Annotated in this window: 16 protein-coding genes; 6 read left to right on the top strand and 10 right to left on the bottom strand. The window is 71.9% G+C overall.

Translation table 11 applies throughout. From position 1 onward, the window contains the following. The first annotated feature begins 22 nt into the window (after positions 1-22). The 3 genes from menD to RGQ06_RS18570 all read left to right on the top strand — a co-directional run bounded on the left by menD (position 23) and on the right by RGQ06_RS18570 (position 3,182). Complete coding sequence (menD, locus tag RGQ06_RS18580) at positions 23-1,672, top strand: 2-succinyl-5-enolpyruvyl-6-hydroxy-3-cyclohexene-1-carboxylic-acid synthase (RefSeq protein ID WP_432427872.1); 1,650 nt, start codon at positions 23-25, stop codon at positions 1,670-1,672. A gap of 66 nt (positions 1,673-1,738) precedes the next feature. Continuing rightward, complete coding sequence (locus RGQ06_RS18575; protein WP_432427871.1) at positions 1,739-2,161, top strand: cyclic nucleotide-binding domain-containing protein; 423 nt, start codon at positions 1,739-1,741, stop codon at positions 2,159-2,161. Positions 2,162-2,174: 13 nt separating this feature from the next. Next, positions 2,175-3,182 carry an adenylate/guanylate cyclase domain-containing protein gene (locus tag RGQ06_RS18570; RefSeq protein ID WP_432427870.1) on the top strand — a complete coding sequence of 336 codons (1,008 nt, stop codon included), beginning with the start codon at positions 2,175-2,177 and terminating at the stop codon, positions 3,180-3,182. Position 3,183: 1 nt separating this feature from the next. Here RGQ06_RS18570 and RGQ06_RS18565 read toward each other — a convergent pair whose 3' ends face one another. The 7 genes from RGQ06_RS18565 to RGQ06_RS18535 form a co-directional block, all read right to left on the bottom strand. Beyond that, complete coding sequence (locus RGQ06_RS18565) at positions 3,184-4,515, bottom strand: DUF222 domain-containing protein (RefSeq protein WP_432427869.1); 1,332 nt, start codon at positions 4,513-4,515, stop codon at positions 3,184-3,186. Between the two features lie 171 nt (positions 4,516-4,686). Further along, the gene (locus tag RGQ06_RS18560; RefSeq protein WP_432430686.1) at positions 4,687-5,586 is read right to left on the bottom strand and encodes a hypothetical protein; all 900 of its coding nucleotides are present in this window, start codon (positions 5,584-5,586) and stop codon (positions 4,687-4,689) included. Next, positions 5,583-6,218, bottom strand: coding sequence for a hypothetical protein (locus RGQ06_RS18555; RefSeq protein ID WP_432427867.1), 636 nt, complete (start codon positions 6,216-6,218; stop codon positions 5,583-5,585). The genes RGQ06_RS18560 and RGQ06_RS18555 overlap by 4 nt, the downstream gene beginning before the upstream one ends. Continuing rightward, entirely contained in the window at positions 6,215-6,877 is a 663-nt protein-coding gene (locus RGQ06_RS18550) for a hypothetical protein (protein ID WP_432427866.1), read from the bottom strand. The genes RGQ06_RS18555 and RGQ06_RS18550 overlap by 4 nt, the downstream gene beginning before the upstream one ends. Positions 6,878-6,883: 6 nt before the next feature. Beyond that, positions 6,884-8,548, bottom strand: a complete 1,665-nt coding sequence (locus RGQ06_RS18545; RefSeq protein WP_432427865.1) for a signal peptidase I — start codon at positions 8,546-8,548, stop codon at positions 6,884-6,886. A 40-nt stretch (positions 8,549-8,588) separates the two neighbouring features. Then, a complete protein-coding gene (locus RGQ06_RS18540) occupies positions 8,589-9,047 on the bottom strand; it encodes a hypothetical protein (RefSeq protein WP_432427864.1) in 459 nt (152 codons plus the stop codon). Between the two features lie 240 nt (positions 9,048-9,287). Continuing rightward, positions 9,288-11,462: a serine/threonine-protein kinase gene (locus tag RGQ06_RS18535; protein WP_432427863.1), complete on the bottom strand. Its 2,175-nt coding sequence runs from the start codon at positions 11,460-11,462 to the stop codon at positions 9,288-9,290. Positions 11,463-11,614: 152 nt separating this feature from the next. Between RGQ06_RS18535 and RGQ06_RS18530 the strand changes: the two genes are divergently transcribed. Continuing rightward, positions 11,615-14,914: a cyclic nucleotide-binding domain-containing protein gene (locus RGQ06_RS18530; RefSeq protein ID WP_432427862.1), complete on the top strand. Its 3,300-nt coding sequence runs from the start codon at positions 11,615-11,617 to the stop codon at positions 14,912-14,914. After that, positions 14,911-15,918 (top strand): ATP-binding cassette domain-containing protein, encoded by a 1,008-nt coding sequence (locus tag RGQ06_RS18525; protein WP_432427861.1) that lies wholly within the window; start codon positions 14,911-14,913, stop codon positions 15,916-15,918. The genes RGQ06_RS18530 and RGQ06_RS18525 overlap by 4 nt, the downstream gene beginning before the upstream one ends. On the opposite strand, the gene RGQ06_RS18520 is transcribed toward RGQ06_RS18525, so the two are convergent. From RGQ06_RS18520 to RGQ06_RS18510, 3 genes are read right to left on the bottom strand one after another with little or no spacing between them, the layout of a single operon-like run. Then, the gene (locus RGQ06_RS18520) at positions 15,915-17,162 is read right to left on the bottom strand and encodes a glycosyltransferase family 39 protein (RefSeq protein WP_432427860.1); all 1,248 of its coding nucleotides are present in this window, start codon (positions 17,160-17,162) and stop codon (positions 15,915-15,917) included. The two genes, RGQ06_RS18525 and RGQ06_RS18520, sit on opposite strands and share 4 nt — an antisense overlap. A 2-nt stretch (positions 17,163-17,164) precedes the next feature. Beyond that, positions 17,165-18,382 carry an isochorismate synthase gene (locus RGQ06_RS18515; protein ID WP_432427859.1) on the bottom strand — a complete coding sequence of 406 codons (1,218 nt, stop codon included), beginning with the start codon at positions 18,380-18,382 and terminating at the stop codon, positions 17,165-17,167. Positions 18,383-18,384: 2 nt separating this feature from the next. After that, entirely contained in the window at positions 18,385-19,107 is a 723-nt protein-coding gene (locus RGQ06_RS18510; protein ID WP_432427858.1) for a ubiquinone/menaquinone biosynthesis methyltransferase, read from the bottom strand. A 77-nt stretch (positions 19,108-19,184) separates the two neighbouring features. On the opposite strand from RGQ06_RS18510, the gene RGQ06_RS18505 reads away from it, so the two are divergent. After that, positions 19,185-20,594, top strand: a complete 1,410-nt coding sequence (locus RGQ06_RS18505; protein WP_432427857.1) for a M50 family metallopeptidase — start codon at positions 19,185-19,187, stop codon at positions 20,592-20,594. Positions 20,595-20,673: the final 79 nt, after the last annotated feature.

Here is a 20,673-nt window from a genome sequence, read left to right as displayed (position 1 = left end):
CGGGCATGGTGACATACCCGCGGTGAACGACACCGCCGGCTGGAGCCCTGACGTCCAAGCCACCTTCTGCGCCACGCTGGTCGACGAGTGGGTGCGGTGCGGGCTCACCGACGCCGTGGTCTGCCCCGGGTCGCGGTCGACGCCCCTCACCCTGGCCCTCGCATCCGACGACCGGGTGCGGACCCACGTCCACCACGATGAGCGGTCCGGGTCGTTCCTGGCCCTCGGGCTGGCGGCGACCTCGGGCCGACCGGTGGTCGTGGTCACCACGAGCGGGACGGCAGTGGTCCAGCTGCACGCCGCCGCGGTGGAGGCCGATCTCGCCGGCGTGCCGCTCATCCTGTGCACCGCCGACCGTCCCCCCGAGCTGCGCGACGTGGCGGCACCGCAGACCGTCGACCAGACCCACCTCTTCGGCCGGGCCGTCCGCTTCTTCACCGACCCGGGCGTGGCCGACCCCACGCAGTCATCGACCTGGCGCTCGCTCGCCGCCCGCACGTGGGCGGAGGCGACGGCGGAGTGGCCCGGACCCGTGCAGCTGAACCTGCCCTTCCGGGAGCCGCTCGTGGGCCGGGCCGGCGAGCTGCCGCCCGGCCGGGGCGACGGGCCGTGGCACCAGCGCCTCGCCGCCGGCCGGCTCGCGCCCGTGCTCGACCCCGCCCTGTGCGCGTCCCGTGGCGTCGTGATCGCCGGTCGCGGCACTGACGACCCGGCGGCAGTCGCGGCCCTGGCCGAGGACCTCGGCTGGCCCCTGCTGGCCGACCCGTCGTCGGGGTGCAGCGGCGACACGAGCATCGCCGGCTTCGACCCGCTGCTGCGCACCGGGTTCGCCGAGCGAGCCCGGCCCGACGTCGTCATCCGCGCCGGGGGCATGCCGGCATCGAAGGTGCTGGCCCAGTGGCTCGACGGCTGCGAGCACCAGGACCTGGTGATCGCCGCCGCGGGGTGGTGGCCCGATCCGTCGCACACGGCTGCGGTGCTCCTGGATGCGGTGCCCACGGTCCCCGACGACCACGAGCCGGTCGAGGAGTGGGTCGAGGCGTGGAAGGTCGCCGCCCAGGCGGTGGGTGCGGCGATCGACGAGGAGCTCGCCGGCGTCCCCCTGTCCGAGCCCGCCGTCGCCCGGTACCTCACCCGGACGCTTCCAGCCGGTGCCGTCCTCGTCACGTCGTCGTCGATGCCGGTCCGCGACGTCGAGTGGTTCGGCGTCACCCGACGGGACCTGCGCGTCGTCGCCAACCGCGGGGCCAACGGCATCGACGGCGTCGTCTCCACCGCAGTCGGTGCCGCCCTGGTCGGCGCGCCGACCGCCCTGCTGATCGGCGACGTCGCGTTCCTGCACGACTCCAACGGCCTGCTCGGCCTGGCCGACCGCGACGTGGACCTGACGATCGTGGTGCTCGACAACGACGGCGGCGGCATCTTCTCGTTCCTGCCGCAGCGCACCGAGCTCGCCCCCGACCGCTTCGAGCGCCTGTTCGGCACACCGCACGGGCTCGACCTCGTGGCGCTCGCGCGGGCCCACGGCGTCGAGGCCGAGCGGGTCGACGCCGTCGAGCAGCTCGCGTGGCGTCCTGGCACCCGCGTCCTCGTGGTGCCCACGGATCGGGACGACAACGTCACGCTGCACGGTCGACTGGCTGATGCGGCCACCGAAGCCTTGCGGGCCTGAGAACCTGCGCCGCGTCGGACGGCGAAGTTCCGGCACAGCTCGTGACGACGGTCATAGGATGCCGCTGTGTCCAAGCAGACGGCGGCTGATCTCCTCTCCAAGGTTCCCCTGTTCTCCAGCTGTTCGAAGAAGGAGCTGGCGGCCATCGCCAGGTCCTCCGATCAGCTCAGCGTCGGCGACGGCTACACGCTGACCACGCAGGACGAGTCCTCGCGCGAGGCTTTCGTCTTGCTGACGGGCAAGGCGATCGTGAAGCGCAACGGCCGCAAGGTCGCCGAGCTCGGCCCGGGTGACTCGGTCGGCGAGCTCGGTCTGCTCGACCATGGGGTGCGCACCGCCACGGTCGTCACCGACGGCCCGGCCGAGATCCTGGTCGTGGGACCGCGCGAGTTCTCCGCGCTGCTCAGCGACGTGCCCTCGCTGTCGAAGAAGCTGCTGCAGCACCTGGCCGCCACCGTGCGCGAGCTCGACACCAAGAGCTACGGCTGATCGGCACCTCGGCGTGAGCCACCCCGTCCTCGAGATCAAGCAGCCGGGTCGGCGCCCGTTGTTCGTCGAGCTGCGCGAACCCCTCGAGATCGGCCGGGAGTGCGACGGCGTGCTCATCGCCGACGGCCAGGCATCCCGCCGGCACGCCAACCTCGCGCCGCGGGGTGAGACCGTCGTGGCGGAGGACCTGGGCAGCACCAACGGGACGCACCTCGACGGGAACCGGATCTCCTCCGCGGTCGTGCTCATGCCCGGCGCGGTCCTCCAGGTGGGGGACACCACGGTGCAGCTCGTCCGCACCGCACCGGAGGTGGTGCAGCCGGCACCCGCCGCACCATTCGGTGCCCGCGAGACCTCGGTGTCGGGTGGGGGCACGTTCGGTGGCGCCGTCAAGGCCGGCGCCTCGGGACCGAAGAACGCACGCGAGACCTCCATGGACGCCGTTGCTCGCGCGGTCGAGCAGGCGCCACCCGAGGCCATCCCCTCGGTCGAGAAGGACCACGGCACGATCACCATCGTCTTCAGCGACATCGAGAACTCCACGTCTCGCGCCACGTCGATGGGCGATGCCGCCTGGATGAAGGTGCTCGGCGAGCACAACCGGATCATCAGCCGCCACGTGGAGAAGTGGAACGGCACGGTGGTCAAGAACCAGGGCGACGGCTTCATGCTCACGTTCAACGGGGCTCGCCAGGCGCTCCGGGCGATGATCGACGTCCAGCGGGAGCTGACCGAGCTCGAGCAGAGCAACCCCGAGCGGGGCGTGCGCGTCCGCGTCGGCGTGCACACCGGCGAGGTCATCGCCGAGGAGGGCGACATCTTCGGCAAGCACGTGATGCTGGCCGCGCGCGTCGGCGGCCTGGCCGACGGCGGCGAGATCGTGGTGTCGTCGATCGTGAAGGAGATCGCGTCGGCGCGCGGGGACCTCGAGTTCGGTCCACCGCAGGTGGTCGCGCTGAAGGGGATCGACGGCGAGCACGTCGTGTACCCGTTCCTCTGGCAGAGCTTCGACGACAGCTGACTCACACCGGCGGCGTGGGGGGCCCCTGACCGTCGGGTCGATGGATGGTCCAGGTGCCGTCGGGGTCGCGCACCGGCCGGAAGCCGCGCTCCTTGATGCGGTTGTGGAACCCGCAGTACGCGTCGGAGTTGGCCACGTCGGTGGGTCCTCGGTGCCGGGCGGGATCCCGGTGGTCCACCTGGAGGCAACGCCCTGATCCGTCGCAGCCGGGCCAGAGGCAACCCAGGCCACCCGGGCTCCGCAGCAGGGCTTGGAGGAACGCTGCGTCCCGAGCGGACCCGGTGAAGAGGCGCTGCCGGCGACCCAGGTCGATGACGTTTCCGGCCGAGTCGAGCACGACCCGCCGGACGTGACCCAGCACGGCGGCGGCGAGCACCTCAGAGGGCCGGAGCGGGGTGCCGTCGAAGGCGTGGCACCGTCGGGTGGTGAGGTCCTCGTTGGGATCCACGGGCACGTCCTCACCGGCGGCTCGACGGACCTCGTCTTCGAAGGTGTCCTGGTCGACGACGATGTTGACCAGCGGCTCTCGCGACGGCCCGTCGGCTGCGTCGGCTCGGCGGAAGATCTCGACGATGGCGTCGGCGCGGCGCTGCGCCGGGGTGCGGGCCAGGTGCTCGACGCGGGCGTCGTCGCCGTGGACCTCCCGGGCCGCGGCCCAGTCGGCGTGGAGCTCGGCGGTCTCGTACCGCTCGAAGATCTCAGCCATGACCGCACCCTGGAAGGCGCCGAAGCCGCCCTCGAGGCGGAAGGTCCCGTCGATCGCTGACTCGTGCAGCGCGGCGTTCCGTCGCTGGTGGGACTGGTCGGATGCCTGGTCGGCGCCGTCGGCGTCGGCGAGCGCCTCCCACTGACGCAGAGCCGCCACGAAGTCGTCGTAGCCGAGCTTGGTGGCGTGGTGGGCGAAGATCGGATCGGCGTCCGGCACCCACTCGGCCACTCGGGGGTTCGAGACGGTGCGGGCCATGGCACGCACGTGCTCGGTGGGGATCTCGCCTCGTGCGTACGCCGCCTCGACGAGGGGCAGGCGGCGCAGGGCCCGGCTGGTCTGCACCCGGCCGTGCGCCTCGGGACCCGACAGGCGTCCGATCGCCTTCAGCGCACCCTTGGCCGTCTTGTGGCCATCGACGCTGAACGCCGCACCTGCATCAAGGTGCCCCACGGCTTGATCGGTTCCGTGGTCCAGCCGCCGGCGCAGCACCTCGAGGCGGCGGACCAAGGCCAGCTCCTCTTTCGGGGAGACGCCGTCCAGCGATGCGGACTGCACCGAGCAGACGGCGTGCTCCAGTGCGGTCAGCGCGGCATCGAGCTCGTTGGGCTCGAACGTGTCGATCATGGCGCCGCCCTCCCTGAGGCAGCACCAGGACATGGTCGGTGGTCGCGCACGGCGCGGCTCCTTCCCTGGAGGTGTCGATGGTCGGCGCGGAGCCGACGAGTGGCGCATCCGGCCCCAGCCGGAGCGCCTATCCACCATTCAACTCAGGGGGTCTGACAGTTACTCGGCCGCTCAGTGCCGGGCGGGTTCCTCGGCGCGCGAGTCGACCGGCGGCTCCGACGTGGGGTGCACGTCGATGAACACGCTCGTGCTCGTCGCACGCGCCTGCTCGCCGGAGCGACGGATGAGCGCTTCCTCGGCGAGGGCCTGCAGGGCCTCCTCCTCGCGCACGTCCCGGATGCTGAGCGACAGCGGCCCGGGGGCGACGTAGCCGATGCCGAAGGCGATGACCGTCGGCAGGAACATGAGGGGAAGCCACTCCTCGGCGTTCGCGTAGTCGATGCGCAGGATGGCGAGGCCGAGCGCCAGGGTCACGCCCACCGCGGCGCCGGCCACGGCGAACTGCAGCCCGCGCACGAAGCGGTTGGACGCCAGCCGCCGGCGCAGCGTGTTGAGGACCAGCACGGTGATGCTGAAGCCGGCGATGCCGAGCACCGCGAAGGCAAAGAGCCCCAGTGTCGATGTGGTGCGTCCCTTCACGTCGAGGACGAAGTCCTCCTGGCCGAGCAAGAGGCGCTCGGCGTCGTAGACCCGCAGCGACGTGCCCAGGTACCCCGTCGCCTGCTCGTCGAGGTCGAAGAAGTCCAGCTCGGCGTCGAAGGTCGTCTCTTCACCGGGGGCCAGCGAGGTGCGCATGCCGAGGTCGTAGGTGAGGAAGGTGAGCCCGAGCGCCTGGCCCTCGAGGCGGACGAAGCGGATGTCCTCGGTGCGGTTGCCGGCGTTGCGCAACGTGATGGTGATCGGCACCGCCTCGGTCGGGTCGAGCTCGATGGGGGAGTCGCTGTCGGCACCGGCGATGTCGCGCCCGTTGATCTCCGCCCGGACGTCGAGGGTCTCGGCCGCTGCGGCCGGGCCAGCCGCCGCCAGGAGCACGAGGCCGAAGAGGAGCAGGCTGGCCAGGAAGCGCTTCATCGTCGCCACCGCTGGGTCGTGGCCGCGGGGAGCGGCGCCCGGAAGAGGATGGCGACGAACACCACGGCGATCACCATGGAGAGGGCGAGCTGACCGGCACCGACCAGGCCGCTGCCCTGCTGCGGGAGCTCGGGCTCGGGCGTGGCGATGACATCGCCCTCCACCGTCGGTGGCGGTGCTGGCGGGTCGCTCACTTCGGCAGGTGGGGGAGGGGTCGTCGGCGTGATCGATGGCGGCGGCGTCGTCGGGTTCGTGACGACGTTCCCTTCGACCACCGGCTCCGGCGGCAGTGTCGCCGTCTCCTCAGGGAGCCGCTGCCCGATCGCCGCCTCGTCGACATCGCCCACGGCGACGAAGGAGTCGACCGTGACGATCGTCTGCGGCGGCGAGTACTCGTCCTCGCCCGCCCAGATCACAGCGCCGGCTCCGTCGCGAAGCTCGACCACGAACGTCTCGCCGACGTCGAGATCACCGCTCACCAGGACCTCCGTGATGGGCCAGTCGCTCCGGGCAGGATCGAAGTCGCCCACCTCGAACTCGATCCGGACGTCGCGGGGCGCTTGCGCGACGGCGGGTTGAGCCAGCAGGCAGGCGCCAACAGCTGAGAGGGCGAGGAGGAGCAGGACCTTCATGGCGACGCGGCGTTGACGACTGCCAGGTTCGCCGACCGGTTGCTCTTGTATCCCCATTGGATCGTCCATTCGGCCGTTCCGAGGTTGACGACCTTCAATCGGAGCTCATTGCCGGGTTCGACCTGGCCGTCGAAGGCCGGCGAGGTGAGTAGCAAGGAGTCGTCCTCGTTGGTCCACGCAACCATGAGTTCGCAGGCCGCCTCCGACACGGGGACCGTGGAGGGGGTCGTCGGCAGCGGACAGTCGAAGAGACCGGCCGTGATGGTCCCCGAGAACTGCCCTGGGCTGTACAGATCGAGGATGACCTGCTTGTCCTCGAACAGGATGCCCTGGGTCTGCGGCGTGCTCGCCCATCGCATGAAGTAGACGACCTGACCGCTTCCTGGCGCCGTGTCCTCCAGGATGAGGCTGTCGACTGGTTGGAACTTGCCGGAAATGACCGGGCTGGAGTTTCCAGGCTCCGGGTGTTCGAGCGCTCCCCGGGGCGGGCTGCCGCTGAGGTAGTACGCCGGCTTCGGCGGCGGTGGCGACGGCACGCTGATCGAGACGTCCGTCGAGAACGAGGTGATGTCCTCGGCCTGCACGTCGAAGCTGGCGGCCGTGGCCGTGGTGAGGCCCAGCAGTAGCAGGAAGGCGGCGAACAGGAGGACGCGCCGCACCGGCGATCAGCCTCCGGCGTCGTCGGCGTCGGGGGTGAGCTCGTCGGCCGCGGCGCCGGCATGCTCGGGTGCGGTCTCGTACTCGTACGTCACGGAACCGAGGAAGACGCGGTACCGGTGGGCGCCGTCGCCGAGGTCCTCGTGGAGGATCACCGACTGCTCGACCTTGGCGATTCGAGCCAGCTCGTCGATGCCCCCGACCATCACGACCGGGCCCGGCGGAGCGGTCGCGGCGGCGACGTCGATCATCTGCGAGCGGTAGCGCGCGGCGATGCGAGCCGGCTCACCGAGGCCGACACCACCGAACAGGACGGAGGCGAACCAGGCGATGCCGGCGACCAGGACCAGTGCCAGACCGCTGAGCACGGCGCGGGCCGCCTGGGTGGAGACGTCCCACGGGCCGATGGCGTAGCTCGCCCGCTCATCCACGGTGCGAGTCAGCTCTTCGGTCGTGGTGGCCTCCACGGCGTCGGCGGTGATGAGGTTGCCGTCGACGGCGAACGTCATCGGCGCCGACAGCTGGTCCTCGACCACGGCGCTCTCGGCGGTGGCGCTGATGTCGAGCGTCGGGACGACCGTGATCGTGTACGAACCGCCACCGACACCGGTGAGGTCAGCCACCGACGCCACCTGGGCAGCGATCTCGACCAGATCGAGGTCGACGGTCTCGCTGGTGGTGCCCGAGAACGGCGCGGGCTCGACGGAGCGGAGCTCCGTGCTCCAGCCCCCTGGCGTCTCGAGCCGGACGTCGAAGCCTGCGCTGGAGCGCAGCCGGTCAGCACCTTCGTGGTCGGCGCGGAAGTCGACGGTGATGCGCAGCTGGTCGAGGAGGCGGCTGTAGAGCGGATCGCTGGGCGTGAGCGCGCCGGCGACGCTGCGCTCGGCATCGACGGTGCCGTCGGGGTACACGGCCGACGGCTCACCGGTGAAGCGGTAGTCGAGGCCGATGGCGTAGTCGACGGCGCCGAAGGATTCGATGCGTGAGGTGGTGTCCGGCGCTCGCATGGCGGACCAGGTCATCGCCAGAGTCGGGACGGTGAGCAGCACGGCGGCGACCAGGCCGACGAAGGCCCACCGAGGGTGGGTGAGGCGAGCCCACCGGGGCGCGGGTGGACCCGGACGCTGGGGGGAGGGGGTCACGATGTCGGGCATTGGTGCCTCCGGGTCCGCCGGGTCGGGGCTGAGGTGCTGGGGGCGGCGACGTCGTCGCCGCCGGGTTCCGCCGAGGACGACCGCCGCCCCGCCCATGGCGGCGAAGAACTCGGGTTGGGCGATGGCGGAGGCGATGTCGCCGGCCATCGGGATGTGGAGCTGGGCCTTGCCGATGATGTCGTCGTTGGTCGGCGTCCAGGGGTCGAGGCGGTCGCGGTTGTCGCCCTGGGTCTGGAAGCCGTCCGAGGTGGCGCCGACGATGCGGTGGATGATCCGGGTCGGGTCGTCGAACTGACCCCCGGCCCGGAAGGCGATCACGTCACCGGGTTCGTAGCTGGAGGACCGACGTACGAGGACGAGATCCCCGTCCTCGTACATCGGCTCCATGCTCCGCCCGTCGACGATCACGTACGCCGCGTCACCGCCGAACACTGCTGGCCGCAATGTGGTGAGCCAAGCGAAAGCGAGCGCACCAACGGAGAAGCCAACGAGTAGCAGGCGTAGTCCGCGACCGAACACGACGGGACTCAGATCACCCTAGGACTGACCTGCGTGAGGCTCAGGTGGGGGTGGCACTGAGGAAGTTGCCGTCCACCAGCACGCCGGCACCGACGATCTGATCCGCCGTGATGCCTCCGGTCAGTGTGAAGTCGGCGATGACGGAGTCGTCGGTGTCGATGACAATGTCCACGTCCTCGAAGGCGACGACATCGTTTGCCGTGTTGTCTCGCGGAACGTCGGTGTCGAGATCGAGGGAGAGCGTCGCAGCGAAGGGTTCGCACGTCGCAGCAGGGGCACCTTCATTCAGGAAGGTGACCCGAGCGGTCTCCACCGTGAACGTTCCACCGATGTTCTCCACTGGGTCATCGTCGAAGGTCACGACTACGTCAGTGGCACAGCTCCCGACCGGGTCCGCTCCAGAGGCAACGTCCTCTGAGTCGACGGCGAACGATGCGGCGAACGCCCCGACGGCGAAGAGCGCCGTTGCGACGATGGCGGCGATGATTGCTTTGCGCATTTCCTGTCTCCCTTGTCCTGATGCCGCCGAATCTCGACGAGATCTCTTGGACCACGTCCGTGGAGGACGTGACCCGCTGGAGACAAGGGGAGGTTTCGCTCTGGCTCCACCCGGACAACGCGACCAGTCACGTCCGGGGATCAAGGCTCCCTTGCCCGCTCTGTGGCAACTGTCTCATCGCCACACGGTGAAGGTACTGACGCGCCAGGCGACACAACATGACCCAATTGGGCTAGAGGGTCAGATCCCGACCCCTGCGGTGACCCGCTTCTCGGCCCGTTTGACCGCGGTGCGCACCCGGCGGCGTCGGGCGACGCCGATGCGTGACCTCACCAGGGTCGCTCCACCGACCACGCCGAGTGCCACGACGGCCACGACGTCGACCTCGGTCAGCTCGTTGCGGCCGAGGGCGGCCATGACGAGCAGGAGCCCGACCAGGGCGACCGGCGTCCAGATGGCGGCACCGATGTAGGACCGGATCCGAGTGTGGCCCGACCGCAACGGCTTCAGGCTCGATTCGAGCTCGGCGTAGGCGAGCAGGATGAGGAGCAGGCCGACGGCGAAGGGACCGGTCAGGTACGGCGCCTGCGTGGCCCGGGCGCCGACCTCCTGGTGGGCGACGACGTCGTCACGGGACAGGACCCGCACATCCGCCTCGACCGCACCGCCGACCGCGCGCTGCGGCAGTCCCGGCTCGATGACCGCCCGGCCGTCACGCAGGGCGCCGGACGCACCGGGTGCCCCGATGCCCAGGTACGAGAAGGTGATCTCGATCTCGTCGGCGGCGTCGGCGAGCGACCGGTCGAGCACCTCGACGATCACGTCCTCGGACAGGTCGAGGTCGATGCGCTCGCCGCTGCGCACGTCCACGCCGTCGATGATCACCTGGCCGGCTTCGAGCGTGCCCTCGCGATCGCTGTTCCCGAGCCCGATGAGCGCGACGAGGAGGGCCAGTGCGAACAGCAGCGCTGTGACCAGCACGGGGCGCCACGGCGTGCGCGGCGGGTTGAGCACGTCACGGACGTTGATGAGGTCGGCGAGCTCGAGGCCGTAGAGGTCGGCGCCGCTGATGCGCGGGTCGCTCGATGATGCTCGGATGGCTGTGAACTCGAGCTCGGGCGGTGGAGCGGGCGGCGCCTCGTCGGCCGCGGGCGGCGGGTCCGCCGGGGGGTCGTCGTCGACGGCGGGGGCCGACGGTGCCACCGGCGGCTGACCTTCCGTGGGCGGGGCCGATGGGCGGAAGGCGCCGGTCTCCAGCGCCGAGGCCGGCGGGACGGCTCCGGTGGCCGGGGCAGCTGCGGGGCCGGCGGCTCCGGTCGCAGGTGCGGCCGAGGCGGCGGGGCGAACCGCGGCACCGGTCCCGGTCTCGTGCGCACCCGAGGGCGCAGCCACCGCGCCGGGTGCACCGGTCGCGCGGGCATCGGTGAGGTCGAGCACGGCCACGGGCTCGACGGCGTCGGCCGACGGGCGGACCGCTCCGGCGATGTGCCCGGTGGTGCGAGCAGCCATCGACATGCGCTCGGACCCGACGATGCGCACACCTGCGTGGTCGATCCAGCCCGGGCCCCACGCCTCCGCGCACGCCTCCCCGATGGCGACACCGAAGTCCTCGGCGCGGTCGAAGCGCGACGGCAGGTCGCGCGACAGCGCCTTCATCACCACAGCGTGGAGCGGTTGCGGGACGGACGGGACGACGTCGCGCAGTGGGATCGGGTCCTCGTCCAGGCGCTGCTGCAGCAGCTCGGCCGCCGTCTGCGCGCCCTGCCAGGGGAGGTGGCCCGACAGCAGCTCGTAGAGCATCACGCCGGCGGCGTACACGTCGGACGCAGCGGTGAGGTCCTCGCCCCGAGCCTGTTCGGGGGACATGTAGGCCGGCGTGCCGAGCACCTGACCGTCGACGGTGCCGAGCGTCCGACCGCCCGTGATCATGCGCGAGATGCCGAAGTCGGTGACCTTCACGGCCGACTCCGCGTCGAACATCAGGTTGTCCGGCTTCACGTCCAGGTGGAGGACGCCGTTGTCGTGGGCGTGCTGGAGCGCGGCGCAGCAGGCCATGACCACGGCGCACGCGGTCGGCGGCGTCAACCCCTCGCTGGTGAAGCGGTCCCACACGGAGCCGCCGGGCAGCTCCTGCATGACGATGAGGCACTCGCCGTCGCGCTCGACGTAGTCGAAGATCGGCACGATGTGGGGGTGGGCGAGGCCGGCGAGCGTCTGCGCCTCCGTCACGAAGCGCTCGCGCACCTCGTCCTCCACGGCGATGGACGGGGGCAGCTCCTTGATGGCGGCGCCGCGACGCAGCCGCCGGTGGCGTCCGAGGAACACCACGCCCATCCCGCCACGACCGAGCTCTCGCTCGATGTCGTAGTCCGGCATCGCCTGAGCGATGCGGAGGATGTCCTCGGCGATGACCACGTTGCCTGCCCGATCCGCGTGCGGTCCGGACGGACCGCGATGCGACGATGACACAGTTCGCCGCGACAGGAAAGTGGCACATCGGGCGTCACCGTCTGCGCGCGCCATGTCATGATGCGGATGTGAACGGGGGGAGGGTCACGCCTGATGGCGTGCTCAGTGGCGCAGCGCTGCTCGCGCAGCGCCACCTCTCGCGGATCCTCGGTGCCGATGCCTTCGCCACGGTCGAGCACGACGTCCGGTACGTCGATCTGGACGCCGGCGACGTGCTCATGGCCGAGGGAGATGTCGCCGACGAGCTCTACCTCCTGCTCGCCGGTCGGCTCGAGGTCTGCATCCGAGCCGGTGGGGCCGAGCAGACCCTGAGCCGCCTCGAAGCCGGCGCGACCGTCGGTGAGATCGCGCTGCTCGCCGGCGACCGTCGCTCGGCGACCGTGCGCGCCGTGGAGACCTGCCAGGTGGCCGCGATCAGCAACGCCGGGTTCCGACGCCTGCTCGCCGAGCATCCGGCCGAGGCCGAGTCGCTGGCCCGGCGGGCATCCGAGCGCCTGCGCGAGACCCAGCTCATCGGCCAGCTCAACCAGCTCTTCGGGCACCTCGAGGCCGAGGTGCTCGCCACCATCAAGGACCTCATGGAGTGGGTGCCCGTGCGGGCCGGCACCCGGCTGTTCGAGGAGGGCGACCATGGCGATGCCGCCTACCTCGTGGTCACCGGCCGGCTGCGCGCGTTCCGGCGCGGTCCCGATGGGGTCGAGGTCGAGGTCGGCGAGGTCGGCCGGGCCGAGATGGCCGGCGAGATGGCTCTGCTCGAGGAGCTGCCGCGCGGCGCCACCGTCTACGCCGTGCGGGACAGCAACCTCGTGCGCTTCTCCCGCGCGGCCTTCGACGCCCTCGTCACGCGCTACCCGGCTGCGGGCCTCGTCGTCGCGCAGACCGTGCTGCGCCGTGCATCCCGGCGGGACGAGCGCGTCCAGCGCCTGTCCGTGGCCGTCGTGGCCGGTGGCGAGGACGTCGAGGTCGACGACTTCGCCCGCAGGCTGGCCACGTCGCTCGGGCCCGATGCCTGCTACGTGACCAGCGCCGACGTGGATCGACAGCTCGGTGTCCCAGGGTTGTCACAGGTCGGCGACGACGAGATCGGCAGCGTCCGGCTGGCCTACTGGTTGGAGGAGCTGCAGGAGCGCCACCGCTTCATCGTCTACGGCGTCGACGATTCGTGGTCCGCGTGGAGCCGCCGTGCGCTGCGCTGGTCCGACCACGTCCTGGTCGTGGCCGATGCCGACGCTGACCCTCGCCCCACCGCGTTCGAGTCGGAGATGTGGCGCCTCGTCGAGCAGCAGAAGCACCCGAAGGTGAGCCTCGCACTGCTCCACCCCGCCGACACCGAGCTCCCGTCGGGCACGCCGCGGTGGCTCGAACCCCGGCGGCTGTCGTCGCACCACCACCTGCGCATCGACGACGACGTCACCTTCGACCGGCTCGGGCGACTGCTCGCCGGCCGGGGCACCTCCATCGTGCTCGGCGGCGGCGGCGCTCGGGGCTTCGCGCACCTCGGCGTGCTCGTGGTCCTCGAGGGCACGGGGGTGCCCATCGACATGATCGGTGGCACCAGCATCGGGGCGATCATGGCGGCCGGTCCGGCCATGGGCTGGAGCGCGGAGGAGCTCCGACTGCTGGCGGTGGAGCAGTTCCGCAAGATCTTCGACTACACGCTGCCCTCGGTGGCGGTGCTGAAGGGCGAGCGCATCACGGCCAAGCTGCGCAAGACGTTCGGCGACGCCGACATCTCCGACCTGTGGATCCCGTACTTCTGCGTGTCGACCAACCTCACGACGGCGGGTGCCCACTACCACGACCGCGGTCCGCTCGTGGACGCGATCCGAGCGAGCATCGCCATCCCCGGCGTGCTCCCGCCGGTGCCATGCAACGGCGAGCTGCTGGTCGACGGCGGGATCCTCGACAACGTGCCGGTCGACGAGATGCGCCGGCGGAACGCGACGGGGCGGGTCCTCGCCATCGACGTCGCACCCGCCGACGGTCCGACGGTGGACCAGGACTACGGGCTCTCGATCTCCGGGTTCCGGGCGCTGCTCGACCGCCGGCGGGGCAACGCCGCCCCCGCGATGCTCGCCACGCTCGTCCGCTCGAGCCTCATCGCCTCCGTCCGCGACCGCGATCGGGTCGTGCGCGACCGCGTCGCAGACCTCTACCTCGACGTCACCGTGGACGGCGGTGGCCTCCTCGACTTCTCGGCGGCCGAGCACATCGCGGCGAGCGCGGAGTCAACGACCCGTCCGATCATCCGCCGCTGGGTGCGCAGCACCGACCCGAAGGAGCTCAGCTATGTCCAGACCACCGCATCGGCGGGGGCCGTCCTGTCGGACGTGTCCCCACGGTCGAGGTGGGCCGGCGTGATCCTGCTCACCCTCCGCGACCTCCAGCACCGCGCCGTCCGGTTCGCCGCCGTCATCGCCGGCACCGCCGTGGTGCTCGCCCTGCTGTTCCTCATGACCGGGCTGATCGAGCAGTTCCACCTCGAGCCCGAGGACACCGTCGACGCGCTCGGCGCCGAGTCGTGGCTGCTCCGCGACGGCGTGTCCGGCGCCTTCACCGCCGCCTCGACCATGCCGGCCGACACCGCCGACGCCCTCGGCGACGGCGCCGCCCCGGTCGTGGTCGCCCGCCACAGCATCGCCGGAGCGAGCGAGCAGACCGACGTCGTGATCATCGGTTACCAGCAGGGGGAGCTGGGGGAGCCGCCGCTCGACGAGGGTGCCCTGCCCGCCAACGACCGGGAGGTCCTGGTCGACGACTCGGCCGGCGTCGTACCGGGCGAGGAGATCGCGCTCGGCGGCGAGCAGTACCTGGTGTCGGGCACCACGGACCGGACGACGATGTTCGCCGGCATGCCGCTGGTGTTCATGGACATCGGCACGGCCCAGGACCTCGTGTACCGGGGTCAGCCGCTGGCCACCGCCGTGCTGCTCCCCGACATCCCCGACCAGGCGCCCGAGGGATTCGCGCTCGTCGCACCCGACGACATCGCCACCGACGGCCTCCGCCCCCTCGACGGTGCCATCTCCTCGATCAACATCATCCGCGTCCTGCTGTGGTTCGTGGCCGCCATGATCATCGGGACGATGGTGTACCTGTCCGCGCTGGAGCGCCGCCGCGACGTGGCGGTGCTCAAGGCGGTCGGCAGCTCGACCAGCCAGATGGCCACGTCCATCGCCCTGCAGGGGGCGCTCACCGCCCTGGCCTCGGCGCTCATCGCCGCCGTCCTGCAGATCGCCCTCGTCCCCGTCTTCCCCTTGGAGGTCACTGTGCCTGTCCGAGCCTTCTGGCAGATACCGGTCATCGCCGTCCTGGTGTCGCTCCTCGCCGGGGCGGTCGGCCTGCGCAAGGCCGTCAGCACCGATCCCGCCCTCGCGTTCGCCGGGCCGGGCTCATGAGCGCCTCCAGCGTCGAGGTCCGGGACCTCGTCATCGAGTACGCCAGCGGCGGCTACGCCGTCCGCCCCATCGACGGGCTCGACCTCGACGCCGCCCCCGGCGAGCTGGTCGTGCTGCTCGGCCCGTCCGGTTGCGGCAAGACGTCGCTGCTGTCGGTGCTGGGCGGCATCCTCCGACCCACGTCCGGGTCGGTGCGGGTCGGCGGCGTGGCCGTCGAGTCGCTGCGCGGCGCCGCGCTCGCGGAGTACCGCAAGCAGACCGTCGGCTTCGTCTTCCAGGCCTTCAATCTGATCCCGTCGCTCAACGCCCGCGAGAACGTGGCGATGCCGCTGCTCATGGCCGGCGTGAAGCGGTCCCGCGCCCTCGAGCGCGCCGACCGGCTCCTCGACCGGGTCGGGCTCGCCGATCGCGCCCGGCACAAGCCGTCCAAGCTCTCGGGCGGCCAGCAGCAGCGGGTGGCCGTCGCTCGGGGTTTGGCCGCCGACCCGGCCGTCCTCCTCGCGGACGAGCCCACCGCCAACCTCGACTACATCCAGGCCGAGGGCATCATCTCGCTGCTCCGAGACCTGCGCGCCGACGGCCGGTCCATCGTCGTGTCCAGCCACGACGACCGGCTGGTGCCCATCGCCGACCGGGTCGTGCACCTGGTGCCGGAGTTCCGCGAGGACGAGCAACCGCCCCACCTCGAGGAGTTCGCGGCCGGGTCGGTCGTGTTCGAGCAGGGCGCACGCGGCGAGCTCGTCTACGTCATCCGGTCGGGCACGGTGGAGATCATCCGCCAGCTGGCCGACGGCGGCGTCGAGCAGCTGGCGACGCTCGGCCCGGACGACTACTTCGGCGAGCTCGGCCCGCTGCTCGGCTTCCCCCGGTCGGCCACGGCTCGGGCCGTCTCGGATCTGCAGCTCATGGCCTACAGCGTCCAGGACTTCCGCGAGCAGGTGCTCGGCAGCGCTCGGGCCGCAAGCAACGGTCACACCAAGCCCGTCCCCGTCGTGCCCTCCTAGCCGCTCCCATCCGTCGTCCCGCGCCGTCGGTCGAGCGCAGCGACGGCGGCGACGGCGACCAGGACCGTGACGACGATGTCCACCGGCAGGCGGTGTCGGTGGTAGCCGTTGAACAAGCCGGCGCTGATGACCACGGTGGTGAGCGCGGCGGCGTAGGGCCACAACGTCGCCCCACGGCGGCGCAGCTGCACGACTCCCCAGGCGGCCGCGGGGATCGAGAGCCAGAACGCCACGAGCGCGGCCCACGATGCCGGTGGCGGCCGGCCCTCGCCGACGGCCTCCTCCACCATCTGGCCCGGCGCCCACAGCCCGAACGGACGGGCCACGCGCGCCACGACCACGAGCGGGACCCGATCGAGGTTCTGCGACGCGTACCGCAGGCCGGTCTCCCGGAGCTGGCTCGAGGTGACCGACTCGTCCACGCCGCTGTCCGGCTGGTCCTCGACGCAGTCGAAGCTCCAGGACCCGATCAGGTCGGTGTAGTAGGTGGTTGGGCAGTTGGCTCCCGCGATCGTCACGCCGTCGTTGGTGGAGATGAGCACCGGGTCCTCGAACCGGCTCGAGTTCCACAGCGACCACGGTGCGACGACGAGCGCAGCGACCAACCCGGCGGCAGCCAGGATCCGCAGCCGGTCGGCGAAGCCGCTCGAGCGGCGCAGCAGGACGACGGGTGCGACCAGCAGCGGCAGCAGGAGGGCAGCCTCGGCACGGGTGAGCGCAGCGAGGCCGATGACCGCGCCGGTCGCCGCCGCCGCACCGACGGATGGCGTGCGTGCCAACCGGACGCCGCCGAGCAGCGCCAGGGCGTAGAGGGGCAGGGCCAGGGCCTCGCTCATGACCAGCGACTGGTTGATCCAGAAGCTGGGGACGACGACCGCCAGCCCGGCCGCGATCAGCCCGACGCGCTCGCCGGCCACCTCACGGCCGAGGAGCCCGACCGCGCCGACGCCGAGCGCCCCGATCACCGCCATGGTCAGGCGCTGGGTGAGGACCGAGGTGGAGATCGGCGACGTCACCTGGAGCGCGAGGACGGTGAGGGGTGGGTGCGCGGCGGTGGGCCCGCCTCCGAAGGAGTCGACGAACCAGTTCCCATCGGAGGTGCTGGCGGCGACGGTGCTGTACCAGAAGGAGTCGCCTTCGTCGATGAGCACGGCGTCGTCGCCCTTGGTCCAGAGCGTCAGCGCGACGCCGAGGACCACCGAGGTCGCGACGATCGCGCCCAGCCACCGCCGGAAGCGAGCCACGGCTAGGGACGGACGATGGCGGACAGCACGGCCTGCAGCTTGGCCTCCGTCTCGGCCAGCTCGGCCTGCGGGTCGGAGTCGGCGACCACGCCCACGCCGGCGTAGAGCCGGGCCACGGGGCCCTCGACGATGGCGGAGCGGATGCCGACCGCCCACGTGCCGTTGCCGTCGGCGTCGACCCAACCGACCGGGCCGGCGTAGCGGTCCCGGTCGATGCCCTCCTCGGCGGCGATGTAGGCGAGCGCGGGGTCGACCGGCCAGCCCGCCACCGCCGGGGTCGGGTGCAGCACCGCCACCAGCTCCAGCACCGACGCAGGCGGGTGCGACAGCCGGCCCTCGACCATGGTCGCGAGGTGCTGCACGTTGGCCACGGCCACGATCGACGGCTCGGGCTCGGAATCCACGTAGGACGAGAACGGGAGCAGCGTCTCCCAGACCATGTCGATGGTGATCTGGTGCTCGGCCCGGTCCTTGCTCGAGGCGAGCAGGGTGGCGGCGAGGCGGGCGTCGGTGGTGGGGTCGCCGCCGCGGGGCGCCGTGCCGGCCATCGGGTGGGCGCGCACGGTCTCGCCGGCCCGGGAGACCAGGAGCTCGGGCGATGCACCGACCAGCTGGCCCACGGCGAAGGTGAAGCAGCCGGGGAACGCCCGCCGCAGCCGGTGCAGCAGTGCGAGCCGGGGCAGGGCGACATCGGCGGTGACGCGGACCTCGCGGGCCAGCACGACCTTGTCGAACTCGCCGGCAGCGATGCGCTTCGTCGCGTCGGCGACGGTCTGCATCCAGGCCTCGACGTCCTGGACGCCGGCGACCTCGTAGCGCGACGGCCGCGGCTCCGCCACCACGTCGGCCACGATCTCCGGTTCTGGCAGCTCCCCTGTCGCGCCCACCGTGGTGACCCATCGGGTGCCGTCCGCGGCGCGGCCCACGATGATCTCGGGTACGACGAAGGCGGCGGCCGCGTCGGGATCGAAGGGCAGCGTGGCGAAGGCGACGGCTCCCGAGCCCGGGCGGCGAACGTCGTCGTCGGACTCGATGGCGGCCAGCGCGTCCTGCACCTTCGTCAGCTGCTCGAGGTCGAGGCGGGGGATCTCGATGCGCAGGGCCTCGCCCCGGCCGGCGAGCCCGTCGACACCCTTCTCGAACACCACGCCGCTCGCCCCGGCGACGTCGAGCAGGTCGACGTCGGCGTCGATGCGCCGGGTGCGGGCGACGAGGGCCACGGTCAGGACCGGGTCGCCGTGTAGAGCTGGCTGATGCCGCCGGTCAGCAGCGTGCGCTCGACGTCCCCGAAGCCGGAATCGGCGATCATGCGCTGCAGCTCGGGCGCCTCGGGCAGGTAGGCGACGGACTTCGGCAGGTAGCGGTAGGCCGACTTGTCCGAGAGCAGCCCACCGATGAGCGGCACGACCTTGCCGAAGTAGATCGAGTGGCCCCAGCGCATCACCGGGTTCGGCGGCTCGGCCACGTCGAGCAGGGCGATGCGCCCGCCCGGCCGCAGGATGCGGGCCAGCTCCTCGAGCATCGGAGGCAGGGAGACGAAGTTGCGCAGCGCGAAGCCGCAGGTGACGCCGTCGATGGAGCCGTCGGCGAACGGGAGCTGGAGGCCGTCGCCGTGCACGAGCGGAGCGTCGGTGCGGGCCGCGGCGAGCATCCCGAAGGAGAGGTCGGCGCCGATCGGACGGTGCCCGGCATCCTCCAGGTCCACGCACATGTCGCCGGTGCCGCAGGCGAGGTCCAGCACGACCGAGCGGGCGCCGAGGTCCAGCGCCTTGATCGCCCGCCGGCGCCAACCCACGTCCATCCGGAACGTCATGATCCGGTTCACCAGGTCGTAGCGGGGGGCGATGGTGTCGAACATCGCCCGCACGGCGCGCGCCTTCTCCTCGCCCTGGGGGAGGTGGTCGGCGTCGGGCAGGGGGTCGGTTCCGACAGCGTCCGTGGTCACACGGCAACGATACGGGCGCACGTGGGCGGGGACGCAGCGCGCTCGGGGTGAGGCCCGGTGCTGCGTAGCATCGCGTGGTGAACGCCAAGGCGCACTTCCACGTGCTCGGCATCCCGGTGCGGGTCGAACCGTTCTTCTGGATCGCCGCCGTGCTGCTCGCCTACAACCTCGGTGACGCCCGGCTGATCCTCATGTGGGTGGCCGTCGTCCTCGTGTCGGTGCTCGTCCACGAGCTCGGCCACGCGGTGGCGCTCAAGGTGTTCGGGCAGTCGTCGGCCATCGTGCTCCACGGCTTCGGCGGCCTCACGCTCTCGCAGCGCAAGCTCGACCGCGTCCGCAGCATCGTGGTCACCCTGGCCGGACCGTTCGCCGCGCTGGCCCTGCTCGGCATCCCCGCCCTGCTGCTGCGCGACAGCGCGTACGGACTGGACCTGGCGCTCGACTACCGCCTGTCGGACCAGGTCTTCGGGCTGTGGCCCGTCATCGTCTTCGTCGCCTACGTGAACATCTGGTGGTCGATCGCCAACCTGCTGCCGATCCGCCCGCTCGACGGCGGCAACGTGCTCACCGAGCTCATCGGCATCCAGCCCGCCCGGCTCGTGTCCATCGTCGTCGGCACCGCGGCGGCCGTGTGGGCCTACACCCACACCGATGCCTTCCGCTACGCCGCGTTCTTCGCCGGCTTCCTCGTCCTGATCAACCTCAGCGAGTACCGCAAGGCGCGCCAGGGCGTCCGGGCCCCGTCGGCCTTCGACGTCGAGGGCCCGTCCGTCCCCGGCGGCGGTGGCGCCCGGCCCGGGCAGGACGGCGGCCCGTCCCGGCCCCGCGGCGAGCGTCCGGCGCCGCGTCGGGGAGGCCGTCCCACCGGACCGCCCGCGGCCCGTCCGGCGGTCGCGCCAGGGCCGGAGATCCCCGGCGGCATCGACGCCTCCTCGGGGGAGTCGATGGCGTGGAACCTCCTGCGCCGGGGCGACGTGCCCGGGGCGCGGCGGGTCCTGACCCGCGTGAACGGGGCGGTCTCGCCCTTCGTGCCCGCGACCGTGGCGGTCGCCGCCGGTGAGGGGGTCGACGCCCTGGTGGACGCCTACCTCGCCCGGCCGTCCGGGCCGGCCAACCTGGTCCCGGCGTCGACGGTCGCCGATGCCGGCGCCGCCCCGGAGCTCGCCCGGCGGCTCCTCGACGCCGGCGCCGACGGCGTGGAGGCCGCCGCTGGATTGCAGACGCACCTGCACTACGCCGAGCGCTACCGCGACGCCGCCGCGGTCGGTGAGCTGGTGCACGGGGCAGCTGGCGCGTCGCGCGCCCAGGTCGCGTTCGACACGGCCTGTGCGTGGGCCCGCGCCGGCGATGCCGACCGTGGCCTGGACTGGGTGTCGACCGCGCTGGACGAGGGGTTCCACGCACCCGGCCTGCTCGAAGGCGAGCCCGACCTCGAACCCGTGCGAGCCCGACCGGGCTGGGCCGCCGTGCGAGCTCGGCTCGGCTGACCCCGATCCGTTCCGGTGACCCCGATCCGTTCTGGGCCGCGGCACACGCACAGGTGGCGTGCCGGGCGGCCCGGGTCGG

The sequence above is a fragment of the Salinilacustrithrix flava genome, from assembly GCF_041228405.1.
Classification (GTDB): Bacteria; Actinomycetota; Acidimicrobiia; order Acidimicrobiales; family Salinilacustritrichaceae; genus Salinilacustrithrix; species Salinilacustrithrix flava.
The sequence above is the reverse complement of the archived record's forward strand: the minus strand, read 5'-3'. Positions and strand labels throughout refer to the sequence as shown.

Coding starts and splice junctions, on each gene's coding strand:
- RGQ06_RS18565 (WP_432427869.1), bottom strand. CDS start 4,515: ATGATCGACACGTTCGAGCCCAACGAGCTCGATGCCGCGCTGACCGCA.
- RGQ06_RS18560 (WP_432430686.1), bottom strand. CDS start 5,586: ATGAAGCGCTTCCTGGCCAGCCTGCTCCTCTTCGGCCTCGTGCTCCTG.
- RGQ06_RS18555 (WP_432427867.1), bottom strand. CDS start 6,218: ATGAAGGTCCTGCTCCTCCTCGCCCTCTCAGCTGTTGGCGCCTGCCTG.
- RGQ06_RS18540 (WP_432427864.1), bottom strand. CDS start 9,047: ATGCGCAAAGCAATCATCGCCGCCATCGTCGCAACGGCGCTCTTCGCC.
- RGQ06_RS18525 (WP_432427861.1), top strand. CDS start 14,911: ATGAGCGCCTCCAGCGTCGAGGTCCGGGACCTCGTCATCGAGTACGCC.